The sequence below is a fragment of the Brevundimonas diminuta genome (genome assembly GCF_050310045.1).
In the GTDB taxonomy this organism is placed as follows: domain Bacteria; phylum Pseudomonadota; class Alphaproteobacteria; order Caulobacterales; family Caulobacteraceae; genus Brevundimonas; species Brevundimonas diminuta_F.
The window spans coordinates 653,224-671,580 of the sequence record NZ_CP190005.1; the positions used below are offsets into that span (position 1 = coordinate 653,224).

Here is an 18,357-nt window from a genome sequence, read left to right on the forward strand (position 1 = left end):
GTCAGCCCTGACCGAACACCCGCTCGAAGATCACGTCGACGTTCTTGGTGTGGTAGCTGAGGTCGAACAGGGCCTCCAACTCGTCGTGGGGCAGGGTGACGCGGGCGTCGGCCTTCAGGAAGTCGATGAAGGCGCCTTCGCCGCGCCAGACCTTCATGGCGTTCTCCTGAACCGCCGCATAGGCGTCTTCGCGCGAGACGCCCGCCTGGGTCAGGGCCAGCATAACCCGTTGCGAGAAGACCAGGCCGCCCAGGCGGTCGAGGTTCTTCTGCATGTTCTCAGGATAGACGTTCAGGCGCTCGATCACGCCCGCCAGACGGTGCAGGGCGAAGTCCAGGTGGATGGTGGCGTCCGGGCCGATGCCGCGCTCGACCGAGGAATGGCTGATGTCCCGCTCGTGCCACAGGGCGACGTTCTCCATCGCCGGGGTCACGGCAGAGCGAACCAGACGGGCCAGGCCGGTCAGGTTCTCGGTCAGGATCGGGTTGCGCTTGTGCGGCATGGCCGACGAGCCCTTCTGACCCTTGTCGAAGAACTCTTCGGCTTCGAGGACTTCGGTGCGCTGCAGGTGGCGGATCTCGACGGCCAGACGCTCGACCGAGGAGGCGACGACGCCCAGGGCGGCGAAATAGGCGGCGTGGCGATCGCGCGGGATGACCTGGGTCGAGACCGGCTCGACGGCGAGGCCCATCTGGTCGGCGACGTATTGTTCGACGGCCGGATCGACGTTGGCGAAGGTGCCGACGGCGCCGGAGATGGCGCAGGTGGCGATCTCTTCACGGGCGGTGATCAGGCGACGCTTGGCGCGCTGGAACTCGGCGTGATAGCCGGCCAGCTTGAGGCCGAAGGTCACGGGCTCGGCGTGGATGCCGTGCGAGCGGCCCACGGTCGGGGTGTACTTGTGCTCCTTGGCGCGCGTTTCCAGCGCGGCCAGAACCCGGTCGACGCCGCCCAGCAGCAGGTCGGTCGAGCGCGCCAGCTGCACCGCGAAACAGGTGTCCAGCACGTCCGAGGAGGTCATGCCCTGGTGCAGGAAGCGGGCTTCCTCGCCGACGATTTCGGCGACGTGGGTCAGGAAGGCGATGACGTCGTGCTTGGTGGTGCGTTCGATCTCGTCGATGCGGTCGGCGTCGAAGGTCGCGTCCTTGCCCTTGGCCCAGATGGCCTCGGCCGATTCCTTCGGAATCACGCCCAGCTCGGCCATCTTGGCAGCGGCGTGGGCCTCGATCTCGAACCAGATCTTGTACTTGGTCTCTTGCGACCAGATGGCGACGGCGTCGGGGCGGGAATAGCGCGTGATCATGGTTGGGTCGTGTCGGTCCAGAGGGGCGGGGAGTCAAGACGGCGGGCGGGTTTCCTTCTCCCCCTTGTGGGAGAAGGTGGCAGGCGGAGCCTGACGGATGAGGGGTGTTTGCGTCACAGATGACATTTTTGCTCCGACAGCCCGCGTCTCTTTTTTGCAATGCCGCGTCGACACCACTCATCCGAGCGCCTCCGGCGCCCACCTTCTCCCTCAAGGGGAGAAGGAAAAAAGAGAGTCCAATTCGTCTGAATCGTCTGAAATTCCCTGTGGCGGACAGGGCAGTCTGGCACAGGCGCAGGGGTAGGCTGGCCGATTGTCAAAAAATTCAGACGGCGCGCATGAGGAAGGCGGTGAAGCCCGCCTCGTCCTCAAACCGGGCGGCGACGGGCCAGGCGGCGACGGCGGCGCGCTGGTCTGGCGTCAGGCGCACCCAGTCCTTTTCGGTGGTGACGAGGCCCGCGTCGTAGACGGCGGCGCGGTCGTTCAGGAAGGCGAAGTCGCGGTCGGACAGGGCGGCGTGGTCGGGGAAGGGGACGAAATCCTTCAGGTCGCAGCCTGCGGCGATCAGCGACCGCTCGACCTTCCACGGCTTGGCGATGCCGGCGAAGCCGACCTGGGGGCCGGGGGGCGGCGGGGCCGCGGGCTCCAGCCGGGCGATGAAGACGGGCAGGTCGCCGAAGACCTCCAGCAGTTCGGGATCGGCGGCGTCCATGTCGGTCGGCAGCATTACGATCACGCCGTCGGCGCGCGCCAGCCCGCTCTTCAGCGGCTCGCGCATCGGACCGGAGGGGAAGACCGAGCCGTCGCCGAACGGCCATTCGTCGCCGCGCGTCTCGCCATCGACCACGATCAGGCTGAGGGTCTTCTTCAGCGCCGGGTTCTGGTGGCCGTCGTCCAGAACGAGGGCGGAGGCGCCGTCGGCCGCGGCGGCGCGGGCGCCCGCCACGCGGTCCCGCGCGATCCACGCGGGGGCGTCTTGCGCCAGCATCAAGGGTTCGTCGCCGACGTCGGCGGCGGTGTGTTGGTTCAGGTCGACGCGGACGGGGCCTTCCAGCCTGCCGCCATAGCCGCGCGACAGGGCGGCGGCCTCGACCCCTTGAGCGCGCAGCAGACGCAGAGTCTCGCGCGCGACGGGCGTCTTGCCCGAGCCGCCGACCGTCAGATTGCCGATGGAGATGACCGCCGCGCCCGGATCGACCGGCGTGGCGCGGGCGATCTTGCGCGCCGTGACGCCTGCCCACAGCCATGAGGCGGGCTTCAGCATCATCCGCGTCATCGGGGCGTGGCGACGGTCGCGGCTGTACCACCAGCGGGGGGTGTTCAGTTTCATGGGCGCCTGCGTGAAGGGGCGGCGGGCAGGTGGGTCTGAAGCGCCAGCCACAGCCGGTCCAGCCCGGCGGCGGCGGCCTCTGCAGAGCGGCGGGCGCGCTCGCCCATGTCGCGGGCGGCCTCGGGGTCGGCCAGCATGGGGCCGACGACCGAGGGCAGTTCGGCGGGCGACAGGACGGAGACGAGGCCGCCCGCCTGTTTCAGCATCCGGGTCACGGCCTGCCAGTTGCTGGCGTCGGGGCCGGTGACGATGGGCTTGGCGAGACGCGCAGGCTCCAGCGGGTTGTGGCCGCCGACGGCGCCGCCGCCCAGCGCCGGGGCGAAGGAGCCGCCCATGACCACCACATCGGCCAGCCGCAGGAACAGGCCCAGTTCGCCCAGCGTATCGGCCAGATAGATGTCGGTCTGGTCGCAGATCGGCTGGCCCTGACTGCGCCGCGCAAAGCCGTAGCCGTCGCGGCTCAGGGCCTCGGCGATGGCGTCGCCGCGTTCCGGGTGGCGCGGCACGACGATCAGGAACAGGCGGTCGGCCAGATGGTCCAGCGCGCCGACGATGGCCATTTCCTCATGCTCATGGGTGCTGGCGGCGACGACGACGGGGCGGTCGTCGATCAGGGCCGACAGGCGGGCGAACTCGCCCTTGTCATAGGGCAGGGGCTCGCCGGACAGCTTCAGGTTCACCTGACCGTCGACGCGGGCGCCCAGCGCCGTCAGGCGGTCGGCGCTGTCCTGATCCTGGGGCCAGACGTGGGAAAAGCCGTTCATCAGGGCGTGGGCCATGCCGGGGGCCTTCTTCCAGCCCTGCGCCGTCCTGTCGGTGATGCGGGCGCTGACCAGAGCCAGCGGCACGCCGCGTTTCTGGGCCGTGGTCAGCAGGTTAGGCCACAGTTCGCTCTCGACGAAGACGCCGACGTTGGGCCGCCAGTGGTCGAGGAAGGCGGCGACCGCCGAGGGGGCGTCCACCGGGGCGAACTGATGGATGACGCCGCGCGGCAGGCGGCTGGCCAGCACCTGCGCCGACGTAAGCGTGCCGGTGGTGACCAGAACCGTCACGTCGGTGCGATCCTTGCGGATGCGCTCGGCCAGCGGAAGGATGGACAGGGCCTCGCCGACGCTGACGCCGTGGATCCAGACCAGTGGCCCGTCGGGGCGCGCCATGCCGGGCAGGCCCAGCCGTTCGTCGACGCGGGCGGGGTCTTCCTTGCCCTTCCTGACGCGGGCGTCCAGCAGGCGCGGGGCCAGCGGCTCCAGCAGGCGGGTCAGCAGCTGATAGGCGATCAGGGCGGGGCTGAAGGACACGCTCAGACGCGCTCCAGCCCGGTAAGGGCGTCGGCGCGGGCCTCGACGGCGGTCAGGCGCGCGCCCCATTCGGCGGCGACGGCGGCCAGATCGCCGCCTTCAGGCCAGTCGACCCGGTCCCAGACCACGGCGCCCTTGCCGAAGGGCATGGGCAGCAGGGCGCGGTCCCAGCTTTTCAGCCGGATCGCCGGATTGCACGACATGCCGATCAGCAGCACGGGCGCGCCGGAAATCTTCGCCATCAGGGGCAGGCCCTCGGCCATCTGGCGGGCGGGGCCGCGCGGGCCGTCGGGGGTCAGGGCCAGGGCGCCGACCTTCAGCTGTTTCAGGCCGTCGCGCAGGGCCTGCGTGCCGCCCTTGGCCTTTTCAGCCTTGTCCTTGTTGGTCGAAGAGCCGCGCACGGCGGGAAAGCCCTGACGCGAGACGGCCTTGGCGATGAACTCTCCATCGGCGGACAGGGAGATCAGCACCTTGGCGGGCTGGGCGCGGTCGCGCGGCCAGCAGGACGGCGCCAGGGCGATGCGCGAGTGCCAGAAGGCGCACAGCACCCCGCCGCCGTCGCGCCAGACTTCTTCGGCCAAGGGCTGGTTCTCATGGGTCCAGCGGGTGGTGGCGATGCAGAAGCGCATCCACTGGGCCAGGGTCCAGGCCAGGGCGTTCTGGATGGCGGGATTGCGCAGGGGCCTCATGCGCCCGTCTCGTCGGGCAGTTCGGCCAGAGGGGGCAGGCTGTTGAAGCCGGGCAGGGCGGCTGTCTGATCATTGGCCTGATCGCCAGCTTGATCGCCGTCCAGCGACTGTTGGCGGGCCAGACGGGCATAGAGGCCGCCGCGCGCGACAAGGGCGTCGTGGGCGCCTTCCTCGACCACGCGGCCGCCGTCGATGACATAGATGCGGTCGGCGTTCTTCACCGTCGACAGGCGGTGGGCGATCATCAGGGTGGCGCGGCCGTCCATCAGCCGCTCCAGCGCCGCCTGCACGACAGCCTCGCTCTCGGTGTCCAGCGCGCTGGTGGCTTCGTCCAGCAACAGGATGGGGGCGTCCTTCAGGAAGGCGCGGGCGATGGCGATGCGCTGGCGCTGGCCGCCGGACAGACGCATTCCGGCCTCGCCCACGCGGGTCGCATAGCCCTCGGGCAGGGCGGCGATGAAGTCATGGGCGGCGGCGGCGCGGGCGGCGGCCACGATGTCTTCGGCCGAGGCGCCGGGGCGGCCATAGGCGATGTTGGCGGCGATGGTGTCGTCGAACAGGAAGGGCTCCTGCGTCACCAGTCCGATGTGGTCACGTAAGGAAGGCAGGCTCAGCTCGCGGATGTCGCGGCCGTTCAGCGTCACCCGGCCCGCCGTCACGTCATAGAAGCGCGGCAGCAGGCTGAGGATGGTCGACTTGCCGCCGCCGGACGGGCCGACAAGCGCGATCGTCTCACCTGGCCCGACGTGCAGGCTGACGTCCGACAGGGTCGGGGCGGCGCCGTCCTCGCCCGCGTGATAGGCGAAGCTGACGTGATCCAGGGCGATGGTGACGGGGCCGGGGGCGACGACGGCGGCGTCGTTGGCCTCGCGGATTTCCGGCTCGATATCCAGGGCGGCGAACAGGCGGCGCGCAGCGGCGAAGCCCTCGCTGAGCACCGTGGTCAGGTTCGTCACCTGACGCAGGGCCTGACCGGCCAGCAGCAACATGCCGATGAAGGAGGCGAAGGCGCCGACCGTCATCCGCCCCTGACTGGCGTTCCAGCCCGCATAGGCCATGACGGCGGCGACGATGGCGTAGGCGACGATGTCGCTGGCCGGGCCGGCGAAGGCGCGGCTGTCGGCGCCCTTGATGATGTGACGCTGGCGGCGGTCGATGACGGTGGAGACGCGGGCTTCCTCGGCCGTTTCGCGGTTCTCGATCTTGATGACGCGGACGCCGTCGAGGTTTTCCATCAGGGCGCTGGACAGGGCCTCGGTCTCGACCATGGCGCCGTGGGCGGCCTTGCGCGACTTCTTGCCGAAGCGGCCGATGATCCAGCTGACCAGCGGCACGCCCAAAAGGACGATCAGCGTCAGCGGCAGGTCGATGAAGCCCATGGCGACGATGACGCCCAACAGCATCAGGGCGTTCTGGGTGTAGTTGACCACGCCCGAGGTGAAGGCCTCGCGCACCAGATTGGCGTCGAACAGGACGGAGGAGACGAAGGTCCCCGAATGCTGGCTGCGCAGACGCGACAGGTCAGCCCGGATCATGCCTGAGAAGAGTTGTTTCTGGATGTCGCCGACGATGCCGTGGCCCAGCCGGTTCACCAGCGCCGCCTGACCGGCCATGGCCAGCGACCGGATCACCGCCACGACGATGATGAACAGGGGGATGGCGATCAGCACCTTGTCCGCCGGAAGGGTGACGGTGTTCCAGATCGTCACCGGCCCTGTGTGCTGGCCGAACAACAGGTCGATGGCCGGTTCCAGGAACTTCAGCAGCAGGGCCGTCAGGCCGCCTGACACGGCCGCCAGAAGCATGGAACTGAAGAAGGCCGGTTTGCGCCTCGACAGATATTCCCGCCAGATGCGGGCGAGCAGGGGCCGCAGCGGCTCGCGGGCGTCGTCGTGGAGTGCGGGAACAGTCATCGGTCTTCGGTCGAACGGCTGGGGCGGCAAGTCAAGCGGCCCCACGCAGCCGGGACGGCGCCGGACGCGTGACGCCGGGGACAAACGGCGCTATCCCGCCGTCATGGTGCGTTACGATCTGACCACGCCGTTCGGCCGTTTCAAGGCGTATTGGTCCTATTTCTGGACAGATCACGCCTTCCTGCGCACGGCCTTCACCAACGCCCACTGGCTGGGCCCGGACCTGGTGCGGACCAATCAGCCCTCGCCGCGCCAACTGGCCTGGTGGAAGCGGCAGGGGATCAAAACGGTCGTCAATCTGCGCGGCGAGAGGGACGAGGCCTATTACTGGCTGGAGAAGGACGCCTGCGAGCGGCTGGGCCTGACGCTGATCGATGCGCCGCTGGATTCACGCGATGCGCCCGACAAGGACCGGGTGCGCCGGGCAAAGGCCCTGTTCCAGACGATGGAGTATCCGGTCCTGATCCATTGCAAGTCAGGGGCTGACCGGGCGGGGATGATGGCGGTCTTCTATCGCCACTTCCATCTGGGCGAGCCGATTTCGGCGGCCATGTCGGAGTTGAGCAAGCGCACCCTGCACAGCCGCGAGGGCATGACCGGCGTGCTGGACTATACGCTGGAAAAATACGTCGACGAGATCGAGCCGACGGGCGTCAGCTTTGAGGACTGGGTCGAGAGCGACGCCTATGATCCTCGGGCGATCCGTGAGGAATTCAAATCCGGCTGGTGGGGCAGGCTGATCGTCGACCGGCTGCTGAAACGCGAATAGGACGGTTCAGCCCCAGGGGCCGGTTCCGGGGCCGGGTTCAGGCGCGGAGGGTTCAGGCGCGGACTGGGCGGCTTCGCGTGCGGCCTGTTCCTGTTTCCAGCGTTTCAGGTCGCGGGCGTGGCGACGCTGGCGCGACAGGACGGCCAGCCACAGCCCCAGCATGGCGATCAGCGAGATCAGGCTGAACAACTGCTGGGCGTCGATCGTCTGGCCGAAAAGGGTCAAGGTCCGGGCTTCCGGTCGGATGAGGTCATCGGATCATGCCATGAGGCGTCACGATCATGGCCGGGGCGGGCGACGTGCGTCGGTCCCTTGCGCACCACCCAGACGATGGCGAAGACGGCGACAACCACCAGAAGCAGGACGATGAACGTCGGCAGCATGGCTGATCCTGTTCAAGATAAAGGCGACTGATACGAAAGCGCATCAGCCGCCCCTGCGGTTCCTGAACGGCGATATATTATGCCGTGATCGGACGATCAGGCGTCGGTGCGCGGATCGATCAGCTTGTGCGCGTGCAGGATGAAATAGCGCATGTGGGCGTTGTCGACGGTCGCCTGGGCGCGGGCTTTCCACGCCTTCTTGGCTTCGTCATAGCTACCGAAGGCGCCGACGAACTCGACCTGCGACAGGTCGCGGAAGACGGGCTCGGCGGGGTGGCGCATCTCGCCGCCGATGACGAGGTGAAGCAGTTGGGGGTCGTGAAGGTCGGCCATGGAGAGGGGATCCATTGCGGGAGGAATATCAGATGGCCAGCGGGATAGGCGCTGTGCGCCTCACGATCAACGGGTGAAGGGCCGGTGCGGCGCATATCAGGCTGGTTTGACGCGGATCGGGGCGATTAAAGCGCCACGGACGGCCCATATGGTCACTGACCCGGGCGCCAGCCTCTTCGGCGATCAGGCATCCGGCGCAGACGTCCCAGTCCCATTTGGGGCTGATGGCGATGGCCGCATCGAAGGCGCCAGCCGCCACCAGCGCCATGCGATAGGCCAGGGCGTTGCGCTTGGAAAAGCGCATCGGCGGCCAGGGCTCGTCCCATTCGCGCGCCTCGATCAGCCGGGCGTCGGCCAGAAGTTCGGCGTCTTCCAGATCGTCGGTGTCGGATGCGCTGATGGGGCGCCCCTGAAGACGGGCGCCGCCGCCCAGCGTGGCCTCGAACACCTCGTCCATCATCGGGGCGTGGATGACGGCGGCGACAGGGCGGCCGTCCTCGACCACGGCGATGGGCACGCACCACCACGGCTTGTTCTTCATGAAGGCGACGGTGCCGTCGATCGGATCGACGACGAAGATGCGCTTCTTCGACAGGCGATCCGTGCTGTCGGCCGTCTCCTCGGACAGCCAGCCATAGTCGGGCCGGGCGGTCAGCAGCGCGTCGCGCAACAGCTGGTCCACCGCCAGATCGGCGCTGGTGACGGGCGAGCCGCCGTCCTTTGACCAGACCTTCAGCCCGGCCTCGCGGTGTTCGAGCGCCAGCCGACCGGCGGCCAGCGCCGCGTCGCGGATCAGGTCGAGGTCGGCGCTGTAGTCGCTCATTTGCCCGCGATCGCCACCTTGTCGAACAGCAGGGAGGGGCTGTTGAACGATCCGCGGAACTCCAGGTCGCCCGCACGCTGCAGGCGGGCGTAGAGGTCGATCAGGTTGCCCGCCACGGTGACTTCGCTGACCGGATAGGCGCGCTGGCCGTTCTCGAACCAGAAGCCGGACACGCCCGCCGACCAGTCGCCGGTGTTGCCGTTCAGCGAGGGGCCGAACATGGAGGTGATCAGCAGGCCCGTCCCGGCCTGCGCCATCAGGGCGTCCAGATCGCCTTCGCCCGGCGCCAGATGCAGGTTGTGGGTCGAGACGCCCGACGGTCCCGCCAGCCCGCGCGAGGCGTGGCCGGTGGTCTGCAGGCCCAGCTGCGCGGCCGAGGCGGTGTTCAGCAGCCAGGTGGTCAGGACACCGTCCCTGACGATCTCGCGCCGTTCGACGGCCACGCCCTCGTCGTCGAAGGGGGTGGAGCCGAGGTCGCGCGGGCGGAAGGGATCGTCGATCAGGTCGACGCCGGTCGGCAGGACCGCCTTGTTCAGCTTGTCCTTCAGGAAGGAGCTGCCGCGCGCGATCGACGGGCCGGAAATGGCGCCCAGCAGCGGCGACAGCACCTGGGTCGCGACGCGGTTCTCGAAGATGACGGGGGCGGTGGTCGAGGCGATCTTGCGCGGGCCGACGCGGGCGACGGCGCGCTCGCCCGCCTTCAGGCCGATGGAGGCGGCGTCCGGCAGGTCGGACAGGTGGCGCACGGCGCGGCTTTCGCCGCCGCGCTCCATGGCGCCGTCCTTCTCGGCGATGACGCCGACGCCCAGCGAGAAGGCGCTGCCGCGATGGCGGCCGTCGAAACCGTGCGAGGTGACGAGGCGCCACTCGCTGGCCGACCATGAGGCGTGGCCGCCTTCGGACTTGGACACGCCCGATACGGCCAGGGCGGCGCCCTCGGCTTCGGCGGCGGCGGCTTCCAGCGCCTCGGCCGAGCGTTCAGCGGGGTCATAGAGGTCCAGGTCCGCGTGCGGCGCACCGGCCAGTCGGTCCTGCGGCGCGAGGGACGCATAGGGATCTTCGGGCGCCAGCTTGGCCATCGCCACGGCGCGCTCGACCAGACGGGCGCGGGTCGCGTCGGACAGGTCGGAGGCGGACACCGTCGCCTGACGCCGCCCGATGAAGACGCGCAGGCCCAGATCGCGGGCCTCTTCACGCTCGACGTCTTCCAGCGCGCCGTTGCGCACGCCGACGGACAGGGAGGCGCGATGGGCGGACACGGCCTCGGCCGCGTCGGCGCCGGCCTTCAGCGCGGCGGAGATCAGATCGTTCAGGATGTCGGGGGAGGGCGTCTTATCGGACATGCCCCGATATGGCGGACGGAAGGGCTGGCTGCAACCGTTGTCGCCCTCTCCTGATGGGAGAGGGTTAAAGGATGGACCAGGCGATCAGGCTCAGCGCGGCGACCAGCAGCGACAGCCAGGTCAGGATCATGCCGATCGACCGGCCCAGCGACGGTCCGTCCTGGAACAGCAGGCCCAGCGCATGGATCACGCGCCCCGCGAACAGCATCCCGCCGACCGCATGGATCAGCATGGCCGGGGCGCCGAGGAAGGCCAGCAGGATCAGGCCGCACATCCCGGCGGGGATGTATTCGGTCGCATTGGAGAAGGCGCGGCTGGCGCAGACCAGTTCGCGCACGCCCCCGTCGCCGAACTCGACCAGATGCTGACGGCGCCGCCGCACCACCACGCCCGACAGGACGATCAGCAGCAGGATCAGCAGCCCGCCCCACAGGGCGGCGGCCTGAATGGTCGGGATCAGGGTCAATTTTCGCGCCCCACCGGATAGAGGCGATAGCGCTGATCGTAGAAGGGCGTGCGCTCATAGAACCAGGCCAGACGCGCATCGCCGTCGGCGGCGAAGGCGGGATCGGCGGCCAGCTTGGCCTCGAACGCGGCCTTCAGCGCGGGATCGGCGGCCAGCATCTTTTCGGCCAGAGGCGCGATGGCGTAGGCCTCGATGTATTCGACGCGGTTCAGCACCTCGGGGAACAGGCCCCAGGCGAAGAAACTCTCATTCGACTGCGGCTCCAGCAGCAGGATGGCGACGTCGCCCATCGGCTGATCGGTGAACACGCGGACGGAGCCGATGGGGAAGGTCCAGTCGTGGGCCTCGGGCCGGACGTCGCTGACCGAGATCGGCACATGGCCTTCATTGGTGCGGCCCGACACCTTGGGATCGACCAGACGCAGCATGTCGACGGCGACGCTGCGCGGGGCGTTCAGCGTCTCCATCTGCACGCCGTGGACGCGCAGGCGCTCGATCACGTCCTGACGGTAGGACGGCACCCAATAGGCGGTCGGTCGCTTCAGCGTCAGCGTGGGGTGGGAACCGTAGAAGGGCATCTGCCACAGTTCGGGGTCCGGCTGGCCCAGCCAGCGGATTTCGGGGCGGCCCGAGGCGGCGCTGTCGAACGTCTCATAGCGGATGCCCTTGAAGGGGCGGGTGTGAGAGGGCGTCGTGTTGCTGTCGAAATTGGCGGGCAGTTCGGCGGGACGCAGGGCGCGGTCGGCGGCGATGGCGGCGCGCAGATCACCCGATTTTTCGGCCAGCAGCTTCAGCGCCTCTTCGAGGAAGACATAGGTGCCCAGCACCCGCTGTTCGTGCGGCTTCAGGCTGTGGTTCTCGATCAGGATGGTCGGGACGTGGGCCGCCGAGCCCCAGCCGTTGGAATAGCGCTCGCCCAGGCCGCCGTCGTTCAGACCCTTCTTCGGATCGCGGTCGTCGATGGCGAAGACCAGTTCGCCGGGGATGTGGCCCTGAGCCTCCAGCGCCTCATACATGGCGGGCTTGAAGGCGGCGTCCAGCCATGAGGCGATGGCCGGGCTGCGGCTCCAGACGCCGTCCTCGCCGTTGTAGCCGAAGGTGACGTCGTATTGATAATCGATGCCGTCGGTGACGTGGATGTCGACGTAGAGGTCCGGCTGATACTTGTGAATCAGGCCCATGACGGCCTGCATCTCGGCCTGATCCAGCTTCATGAAGTCGCGGTTCAGGTTCTGGTTTGTCGCCGTGTGGCGCCAGCCCTGAATGCGCGGCCCGCGCTGGTTGGGACGGGAATAGGCGCCCGCGCGTTCATGCCCGTCGACGCTGAGGATCGGGACCAGGATCAGGTTGGCGCGGTCCAGCAGGCTGTCTTTTCCATAGAAGGCGATGTCGCGCAGCAGCATCATGCCCGCGTCCTTGCCGTCGATCTCGCCCGGATGGATGCCCGCCTGAGCCAGCAGAACGGGCTTGGACGGATCGAAGGCCGCGCCGTCCTTGGACGCGATCACCGCATAGATCGGGCGGCCTTCCGGCGAGGTTCCGAACTGTTCGATGCGGATCAGATCGCTGGCGGCGTCCAGTTTGTCGAACCAGGCGCGGGTGTCGGCGTAGTCGGGGGAGAAGTCATGCGCCGCATCGGCCTCGAACCCCGTGACCCACGGATCAGAGGCGCCCCGCAGCAGGGCGCGGCTGGCGCCGTTCCACGCCGGGGCGGGCGGCAGGAAGGCCTGATCCCACGGGGCGGTGTTGGGCAGGGCGGACGGCGACTGGGACATGGCGGGACTCGAGACTAGGGCCGCGGCGACGGCGATGGCTAGGGCTGAGCGCATCAGGCTTCGTGAGCCGATCAGCGCCCGCTGGCAAGCCCGCACCTGTCCGGCCTTTGTCCCGCCCCGTTTAGAATTCCTCCCAGTCGTCGGCGACGACGGCGTTGGAGACGCCGCGTCCGCCGACGGTCTTCAGGGCCACGACTGGGGCGGAGGACGCCTCTGGGCGGGTCGCAGGCGCAGGCGCGGCCACGGCGGCGTCGCCGGTGCGGAAACGGGCCATCAGCTCGCCCAGGCTGGCGGTTTCCTGCGCCAGGGCGTGGGCGGCGGCGGTGGATTCCTCGACCATGGCGGCGTTCTGCTGGGTCATCTGGTCCATCTGGGCGACGGCGACGTTGATCTGGCCCAGACCGACCGCCTGTTCGCGGGCCGAGGCGGCGATATCCGACACCAGACCGCTGATTTCCGTGACTTCGTTGATGATGCGCGCCAGGGCGCCGCCGGTGTCGTCGACCAGACGGACGCCTTGATTGACCCGTTCGGTGCTGGCGCCGATCAGGGCGCGGATTTCCTTGGCCGCCTCGCCTGAGCGCTGGGCGAGGGCGCGCACTTCAGAGGCCACGACGGCGAAGCCGCGCCCGGCGTCGCCTGCGCGCGCCGCCTCGACGCCCGCGTTCAGCGCCAGAAGATTGGTCTGGAAGGCGATTTCATCGATGACGCCGGTGATCTGGGCGATCTGGCTGGACGACTGTTCGATGGCGGTCATGGCGGCGACCGTTTCCTGCACCACGGCGCCGCTGCGTTCAGCGTTGCCGCGGGTCGTCTCGACGATGTCGCGGGCGCGCTCGGCGCCATCCGAGGCGTGGCGGATGGTGGTCGTCACCTGCTCCAGTGCGGCGGCTGTTTCCTCGAGGCTGGCGGCCTGCTGCTCTGTGCGGCGCGACAGGTCGTCGGACGCCTGACTGATCTCGGACGTGGTCGAGCGGATGCCGGCGGCGCTGCCGATGATGACGGTCATCGTCTCTTCCAACTGCTGCATGGCGGCGTTGAAGTCCTGACGCAGCTTGCGGTAGTCGGCGGGGAATTCGGCGCGCAGACGATAGGTCAGATCGCCGCTCGACAGGCGCTCCAGCCCTTCGCCCAGAGAGGCGACGACGAGGCGCTGTTCTTCCTCGGCCGTGCGGCGGATGACGTCGTTGCGCTGACGCTCCGTCTCGGCGGCGGCGCGGCTTTCTTCCTGTTCGGCGCGCAGGCGCACGGTTTCGGCCAGATCGTGACGGAAGCCGTCCAGAGCGCGGGCGATGCCGCCGACCTCGTCGCCGCTGTCCACGCCCTGAACGGCGACGTCATAGCGGCCCTGATTCAGGGTGTTGACCGAAGCGGTCAGCCGCGCCAGCGGACGGCGCACCACACGGTCGCTGGCCACGAACAGACAGGCCAGAACCATGGCCAGGATCACCAGTCCGCCGACCATCATGGCGATGGCCAGCCGGTCCGAGGGGCCGTTGATGGCGGCGGTGGGAATGTCGGTCACCAGCCCCCAGGTCGCGCCCAGACCCGTTAGCGGAACCGGAGCGACCAGCCGTTCGATCTTCTGCCCCGACAGGTCGCGCAGGTCGTTCAACTGGGCCGGCTTGCCGCCGGTCAGAACCGTGCGGACAGCCTCGGCCCCGGCTTCGGCATAGGGTTTGGTGCGCAGGGCGGCGTCGGGGTGAGACGCCCAGTTCCCCGCGCTGGTCAGCAGCATGGTCCGGCCTGATCCGAACGGCTTCATTCCTCCCAACAGGGTCGAGATGTCGTCCAGCGCCAGATCCAGTCCCGCCACGCCGATCATCTTTCCGCCCGACATGACCGGATAGGCGATGGAGGTCATCAGCACGGACTTGCCGCCGACATCGTAGGCGTAGGGTTCGATGATGGCGGGTTTGCCGGTCCGGGTGGGTTGGGTGAAATAGGCCTGATCGTAGTCCGAGCCGGTATCCAGCGGCTGCAGGGTGATCTTTCCGGCCTCATTGACCCAATAGGGCAGGAAGCGGCCCTCGGTGTTCGAGCCGGTGGCGGTGCGCCCGGCCATTTCGGCGTCGCGTCCGTCGAAGGCGTCCGGCGAGGCCATGAACCAGCTGCCCATGACCAGGGGCGTCGCGGTGGCGGCGGGTTTCAGCATGGCCATGACGGCCGAGCGGTCGCGGATGCCCGAGGCGTGGGCCTGACCCACGGCGTCGGCCAGGGTGCGGGCGACGGCGGAGGCCTCGGCGATCTGGCCGTCGACGCTGGCGACGGCGCTCTGGCTCAGGGCCTGGGCGTAGTCATGCGACAGGCCGCGCGCGACCGTCCGTGTATATTGAGATACCGCAAAGGCGGCGATCAGCAGCAGAATGCCGGTTACGGCGCCGCCCGCCAGAAGCATTTTTCCGGCGACCGACATGTTTCGAATGGCGCGCATGGCTCAAATTTCCCCCGTCTTCCCCCAGACATAACGACGATTGTCTTAGAAGAATCTTAGCGGGGAAACGCGAGCCGAGGCGTCAGCGCCAGCTGGGGTCCAGCGGGGCGCCGGGCTGGTCCAGCGGGCCGACGGGCAGGTCGTGCTCGCGGCGCATGGCGGCGATGTCGCCGGCGTCGAAACTGGCGAAGACCTGACGGAAATCGCGGGCATAGGTGGCGCGGCCGCGCTCGACCCGCTCCTGCCAGTCGGCGGCGTTCAGACCTTCGGGCCGTTCGCTCGACAGCGGTTGCGCGGCCTCATAGGCGATGGCGCGTTCGGCCAGATCTTCCCAGGCCTCGATGTCCGAGGCCAGCCATTCATTGACCGTGCGGCCCAGGCTGTCGTTGATCGAGCCGCGCAGGGGCAGCAGGTCCGGTTGCGCCTCGGCCCAGGGGGCGGTGCGGATCTGGAAGACATAGAACCAGAAGGCCGCCTGCAGCCGGTCGCCGCGCGCCCACATGGCCTTTGACGTTTCGGCCAGTTCAAACGGAGAGGCGACGGCGATGTCGACGCTGGACGCAGCGGACACGGCGGCCGGCGCCTCGGTCCGGGCGGCGGAGGCGCCGGGCAGGGCGACCGTGCAAAGGGCGATGGCGCCGCCCAGCGCCAGCAGGGCGCGGCGGGCGCCGTTCCATGTCGGTGCGGCGTTGGGAGCGAAGGCGGACAGGGTCGACATGGCGGAACTCGCGAAACAGGCAGGGCGGCGACGGCGGCTGTAACCGAACGGTCAAGGCTGACCCTTCGTGATCGGATCACTGCCGTATGGCAACCCCGTCTGGCGCGCCTTTTCGACTGGCCGGCGCCTGTTCGCGAGAAGCGCGTCCGGCCGCGCGTGACGGCCGGACGCCCGGTCGTCAGGCGGGCAGTTCCACGCGGTTCATGTTGCCGATGGCGCTGTTGTAGCGGTCGATGACGGACTCGCGGTAGCTTTCCGAATTGGATTGCTTGAAGTCGCGATAGGCGCCGACCATGCCGCTGAGGTTGTCGGCGATGCTGGACAGGTAGGACTTGTTGCTGTTGTCCGACGGCAGCTTGGCCTGTTCTTCGCGCAGGGCGGTGATGGCGGCTTCCATCGCGGGCAACTGGGCGTCGGCCTCGGCCCTGTTGTCTTCCATCACCGCATTGGTGAACAGGTCGGCCTTCTGCATGGCGTCCAGCAGGCTGGCTTCGGCAGTGTGGCCGCCCTTGCGCATGACTTCCAGCTTGGCTGCATTGCTGGCGCGCTGGTACTCGCTCAGGGCGACGTCGAGCTGTTCGATCCCGGCGACGCTGCCCTGATAGGCCTGCATCAGGGCGGGGTGGGCTTCCTTGGCCTTGGCCAGGGAGTCGTCGCGATAGGCGCGCGATTCGAAATAGGGGTCGAGCGCCTGCCACTGGGCCAGCAGGGCCTCCAACTGCGGGATCAGCTTGTCGGCGGCTTCGTCCGCCTTCTTGCCCTGATTGCCGCCGTTCAGCGCCCGGCCTTCCTTCAGCTTGGCGATCGCACGCTCAAGGTGGGAGATATTCTCGGGGAAGTAGAGGTTCGCCGAGGCCGAGGCGGCCGGGATGTTCAGCTTCTGATATTCCTCGAACTTCTTCGACACGCCCCAGTGATCGTGGATCAGCGCGTTGAAGGCGTCGATGTAGAGGCTCATCTTCTCCTGAGTCGCCTCATTTCCGGCCGCCTGGGCGACCGACTTGGGCGCCGGATTGCCGTCGTTGCCCTTGCTGTCGCCACAGGCGGACAGGCTGAGCGCGGCGGCGAGCATGAGCGTGACAGCGCTGGCGCTGGTGCGTGAAATCATCTGAAATCCCCTGAGCCGATCAGCGCGCCCCAAGCGCCGCTGTTCCTTTCGGCCGGGCTTCTTAACGCCGATCAGCCGTCAGGGTTCTCTCATGAGACGAGTTTTTGCTGTTCGTGCACAGAAACCGCGTCAGCCCTTCCAGATCGGTGCGCCGTCGCCGGGCAGGCCAAGCGAGGCCCACTTCTCGGAGATACGTTCGATGACGTCCTGCTCCATGCGGATTTCCTCGCCCCATTCGCGCCTGGTTTCCGGCTCCCACTTGTCGGTGGCGTCCAGACCGATCTTGGAGCCAAGCCCGCTCTCGGGAGAGGCGAAGTCGAGGTAGTCGATGGGGGTGTTCTCGATGACGGTGATGTCGCGCGCCGGGTCCATCTTGGTCGAGACGGCCCACATGACGTCCTTCCAGTCGCGGGCGTTGATGTCGTCGTCCACGACGATGATCCACTTGGTGTACATGAACTGGCGCAGATAGCTCCAGCAGCCCATCATCACGCGCTTGGCGTGGCCGGGATAGGCCTTCTTCATCGACACCACGGCGATGCGGTAGCTGCACCCCTCGGGCGGCAGCCAGAAGTCGGTGATCTCGGGGAACTGCTGGCGGATCAGGGGGATGAAGACCTCGTTCAGCGCCTCGCCCAGCACCGACGGCTCATCCGGCGGGCGGCCGGTGAAGGTGGTCAGATAGATGGGGTCCTTGCGCATGGTGATGGCTGTCACCTGGAAGACCGGGAACTTCTCGACCGAGTTGTAGTAGCCGGTGTGGTCGCCGTAGGGGCCTTCGTCCTCGAACTCGTCCAGCAGGACGTGGCCTTCCAGCACGATCTCGGCCTGGGCCGGCACCATCAGAGGCACGGTCTTGCACGGGACCAGCTCGGCCTTGGAGCCGCGCATCAGGCCCGCGAACTGATACTCCGACAGGGTCTCCGGCACCGGCGTCACGGCGGCCAGGATGGTGCCCGGATCGGCGCCGAGCACGACGGCGCAGGGCAGGGGCTCGCGCTTGCCCGCCTTCTTGTGCCGGGCGTAGTGCTGGGCGCCGCCGCGGTGGGCCAGCCAGCGCATGATGGCCTTGTCCTTGCCCAGCACCTGCATCCGATAGATGCCCAGGTTGAAGTCGTCCTCGCGCTCGTCCGACGGCCCCTTGGTCACCACCAGACCCCAGGTGATCAGCGGCGCGGGCTCGCCCGGCCAGCAGCCCTGAATGGGCAGGGCGGTCAGGTCGATCTGATCGCCCTTCAGCACCACCTCCTGCACCGGGGCCTTCTTCACCGTCCTGGGCCGCATGGACATGACGGTCTGGGCCAGCGGCAGCATCTCCATCGCGTCGCCGAGACCGCGCGGCGGCGTCGGATTGCGCAGGAAGGCCAGCAGTTCGCCGACCTCGCGCAACTCGCCCGCCGTGGTGCGCTGCTTGCCCTCAAGCGTCACGCCCATGGCGACACGCTTCACCGTGCCGAACAGATTGGCGAGGCAGGGGATGGGGCTGATCGTGCCGTTGGGCATGACCGGCTTCTCGAACAGGACCGCCGGGCCGCCGTTGCGCAGCAGCCGGGTCTGGATCTCGGTCATCTCCAGATGGGTGGAGACGGGCTCCGACACGCGGACCAGTTCGCCATCGGCTTCGAGGGTCGCAAGAAAATCGCGCAGGGACTTGTAGGCCATGCGCTGACGC

At 68.3% G+C, this 18,357-nt stretch carries 17 protein-coding genes; 1 reads left to right on the forward strand and 16 read right to left on the reverse strand.

Translation table 11 applies throughout. From position 1 onward, the window contains the following. Position 1: 1 nt before the first annotated feature. From purB to ACORJG_RS03155, 5 genes are all read right to left on the reverse strand, one after another. Positions 2–1,303 (reverse strand): adenylosuccinate lyase, encoded by a 1,302-nt coding sequence (gene purB, locus ACORJG_RS03135; protein ID WP_427791545.1) that lies wholly within the window; start codon positions 1,301–1,303, stop codon positions 2–4. A 325-nt stretch (positions 1,304–1,628) separates the two neighbouring features. After that, on the reverse strand, positions 1,629–2,633 hold the full coding sequence (gene lpxK, locus ACORJG_RS03140) for a tetraacyldisaccharide 4'-kinase (protein ID WP_427791547.1): 1,005 nt from the start codon (positions 2,631–2,633) through the stop codon (positions 1,629–1,631). Continuing rightward, on the reverse strand, positions 2,630–3,931 hold the full coding sequence (locus tag ACORJG_RS03145) for a 3-deoxy-D-manno-octulosonic acid transferase (RefSeq protein ID WP_427791549.1): 1,302 nt from the start codon (positions 3,929–3,931) through the stop codon (positions 2,630–2,632). Before ACORJG_RS03145 ends, lpxK begins: the two co-directional genes overlap by 4 nt. Positions 3,932–3,933: 2 nt before the next feature. Further along, positions 3,934–4,620, reverse strand: a complete 687-nt coding sequence (locus tag ACORJG_RS03150; RefSeq protein ID WP_427791551.1) for a lysophospholipid acyltransferase family protein — start codon at positions 4,618–4,620, stop codon at positions 3,934–3,936. Further along, positions 4,617–6,533: an ABC transporter ATP-binding protein gene (locus ACORJG_RS03155; RefSeq protein ID WP_427791552.1), complete on the reverse strand. Its 1,917-nt coding sequence runs from the start codon at positions 6,531–6,533 to the stop codon at positions 4,617–4,619. The genes ACORJG_RS03150 and ACORJG_RS03155 overlap by 4 nt, the downstream gene beginning before the upstream one ends. A 103-nt stretch (positions 6,534–6,636) precedes the next feature. Between ACORJG_RS03155 and ACORJG_RS03160 the strand changes: the two genes are divergently transcribed. Continuing rightward, positions 6,637–7,302 carry a fused DSP-PTPase phosphatase/NAD kinase-like protein gene (locus ACORJG_RS03160; protein WP_427791554.1) on the forward strand — a complete coding sequence of 222 codons (666 nt, stop codon included), beginning with the start codon at positions 6,637–6,639 and terminating at the stop codon, positions 7,300–7,302. A gap of 6 nt (positions 7,303–7,308) precedes the next feature. Here the strand turns inward: ACORJG_RS03160 and ACORJG_RS03165 are convergent, their stop codons facing one another. From ACORJG_RS03165 to ACORJG_RS03215, 11 genes are all read right to left on the reverse strand, one after another. Further along, on the reverse strand, positions 7,309–7,527 hold the full coding sequence (locus ACORJG_RS03165) for a hypothetical protein (RefSeq protein WP_427791555.1): 219 nt from the start codon (positions 7,525–7,527) through the stop codon (positions 7,309–7,311). Further along, positions 7,524–7,685, reverse strand: a complete 162-nt coding sequence (locus ACORJG_RS03170; RefSeq protein WP_427791556.1) for a hypothetical protein — start codon at positions 7,683–7,685, stop codon at positions 7,524–7,526. The genes ACORJG_RS03165 and ACORJG_RS03170 overlap by 4 nt, the downstream gene beginning before the upstream one ends. A 96-nt stretch (positions 7,686–7,781) precedes the next feature. Beyond that, positions 7,782–8,033 (reverse strand): DUF4170 domain-containing protein, encoded by a 252-nt coding sequence (locus ACORJG_RS03175; protein ID WP_427791557.1) that lies wholly within the window; start codon positions 8,031–8,033, stop codon positions 7,782–7,784. A gap of 13 nt (positions 8,034–8,046) precedes the next feature. Beyond that, positions 8,047–8,841 carry a 3'(2'),5'-bisphosphate nucleotidase CysQ gene (locus ACORJG_RS03180; RefSeq protein ID WP_427791559.1) on the reverse strand — a complete coding sequence of 265 codons (795 nt, stop codon included), beginning with the start codon at positions 8,839–8,841 and terminating at the stop codon, positions 8,047–8,049. Next, a complete protein-coding gene (locus ACORJG_RS03185) occupies positions 8,838–10,184 on the reverse strand; it encodes a TldD/PmbA family protein (protein WP_427791561.1) in 1,347 nt (448 codons plus the stop codon). The genes ACORJG_RS03180 and ACORJG_RS03185 overlap by 4 nt, the downstream gene beginning before the upstream one ends. A gap of 64 nt (positions 10,185–10,248) precedes the next feature. Next, positions 10,249–10,650, reverse strand: a complete 402-nt coding sequence (locus tag ACORJG_RS03190) for an MAPEG family protein (protein ID WP_427791563.1) — start codon at positions 10,648–10,650, stop codon at positions 10,249–10,251. Next, entirely contained in the window at positions 10,647–12,425 is a 1,779-nt protein-coding gene (locus ACORJG_RS03195) for a M14 family metallopeptidase (protein ID WP_427791565.1), read from the reverse strand. Before ACORJG_RS03195 ends, ACORJG_RS03190 begins: the two co-directional genes overlap by 4 nt. Positions 12,426–12,546: 121 nt before the next feature. Continuing rightward, positions 12,547–14,859, reverse strand: a complete 2,313-nt coding sequence (locus tag ACORJG_RS03200; RefSeq protein WP_427791566.1) for a methyl-accepting chemotaxis protein — start codon at positions 14,857–14,859, stop codon at positions 12,547–12,549. Between the two features lie 82 nt (positions 14,860–14,941). Further along, positions 14,942–15,577, reverse strand: coding sequence for a hypothetical protein (locus ACORJG_RS03205; RefSeq protein ID WP_427791568.1), 636 nt, complete (start codon positions 15,575–15,577; stop codon positions 14,942–14,944). A 178-nt stretch (positions 15,578–15,755) separates the two neighbouring features. Next, the gene (locus ACORJG_RS03210; RefSeq protein WP_427791570.1) at positions 15,756–16,685 is read right to left on the reverse strand and encodes a DUF3829 domain-containing protein; all 930 of its coding nucleotides are present in this window, start codon (positions 16,683–16,685) and stop codon (positions 15,756–15,758) included. Positions 16,686–16,814: 129 nt separating this feature from the next. Further along, a complete protein-coding gene (locus ACORJG_RS03215; RefSeq protein WP_427791572.1) occupies positions 16,815–18,347 on the reverse strand; it encodes a UbiD family decarboxylase in 1,533 nt (510 codons plus the stop codon). Between the last annotated feature and the right edge of the window lie 10 nt (positions 18,348–18,357).

What these genes read in the sequence shown, in the direction of transcription:
- purB (WP_427791545.1), bottom strand. Translation starts at nt 1,303, where the DNA reads ATGATCACGCGCTATTCCCGCCCCGACGCCGTCGCCATCTGGTCGCAA.
- lpxK (WP_427791547.1), bottom strand. Translation starts at nt 2,633, where the DNA reads ATGAAACTGAACACCCCCCGCTGGTGGTACAGCCGCGACCGTCGCCAC.
- ACORJG_RS03150 (WP_427791551.1), bottom strand. Translation starts at nt 4,620, where the DNA reads ATGAGGCCCCTGCGCAATCCCGCCATCCAGAACGCCCTGGCCTGGACC.
- ACORJG_RS03155 (WP_427791552.1), bottom strand. Translation starts at nt 6,533, where the DNA reads ATGACTGTTCCCGCACTCCACGACGACGCCCGCGAGCCGCTGCGGCCC.
- ACORJG_RS03160 (WP_427791554.1), top strand. Translation starts at nt 6,637, where the DNA reads ATGGTGCGTTACGATCTGACCACGCCGTTCGGCCGTTTCAAGGCGTAT.
- ACORJG_RS03170 (WP_427791556.1), bottom strand. Translation starts at nt 7,685, where the DNA reads ATGCTGCCGACGTTCATCGTCCTGCTTCTGGTGGTTGTCGCCGTCTTC.
- ACORJG_RS03175 (WP_427791557.1), bottom strand. Translation starts at nt 8,033, where the DNA reads ATGGATCCCCTCTCCATGGCCGACCTTCACGACCCCCAACTGCTTCAC.
- ACORJG_RS03180 (WP_427791559.1), bottom strand. Translation starts at nt 8,841, where the DNA reads ATGAGCGACTACAGCGCCGACCTCGACCTGATCCGCGACGCGGCGCTG.
- ACORJG_RS03185 (WP_427791561.1), bottom strand. Translation starts at nt 10,184, where the DNA reads ATGTCCGATAAGACGCCCTCCCCCGACATCCTGAACGATCTGATCTCC.
- ACORJG_RS03195 (WP_427791565.1), bottom strand. Translation starts at nt 12,425, where the DNA reads ATGTCCCAGTCGCCGTCCGCCCTGCCCAACACCGCCCCGTGGGATCAG.
- ACORJG_RS03200 (WP_427791566.1), bottom strand. Translation starts at nt 14,859, where the DNA reads ATGCGCGCCATTCGAAACATGTCGGTCGCCGGAAAAATGCTTCTGGCG.
- ACORJG_RS03205 (WP_427791568.1), bottom strand. Translation starts at nt 15,577, where the DNA reads ATGTCGACCCTGTCCGCCTTCGCTCCCAACGCCGCACCGACATGGAAC.
- ACORJG_RS03210 (WP_427791570.1), bottom strand. Translation starts at nt 16,685, where the DNA reads ATGATTTCACGCACCAGCGCCAGCGCTGTCACGCTCATGCTCGCCGCC.
- ACORJG_RS03215 (WP_427791572.1), bottom strand. Translation starts at nt 18,347, where the DNA reads ATGGCCTACAAGTCCCTGCGCGATTTTCTTGCGACCCTCGAAGCCGAT.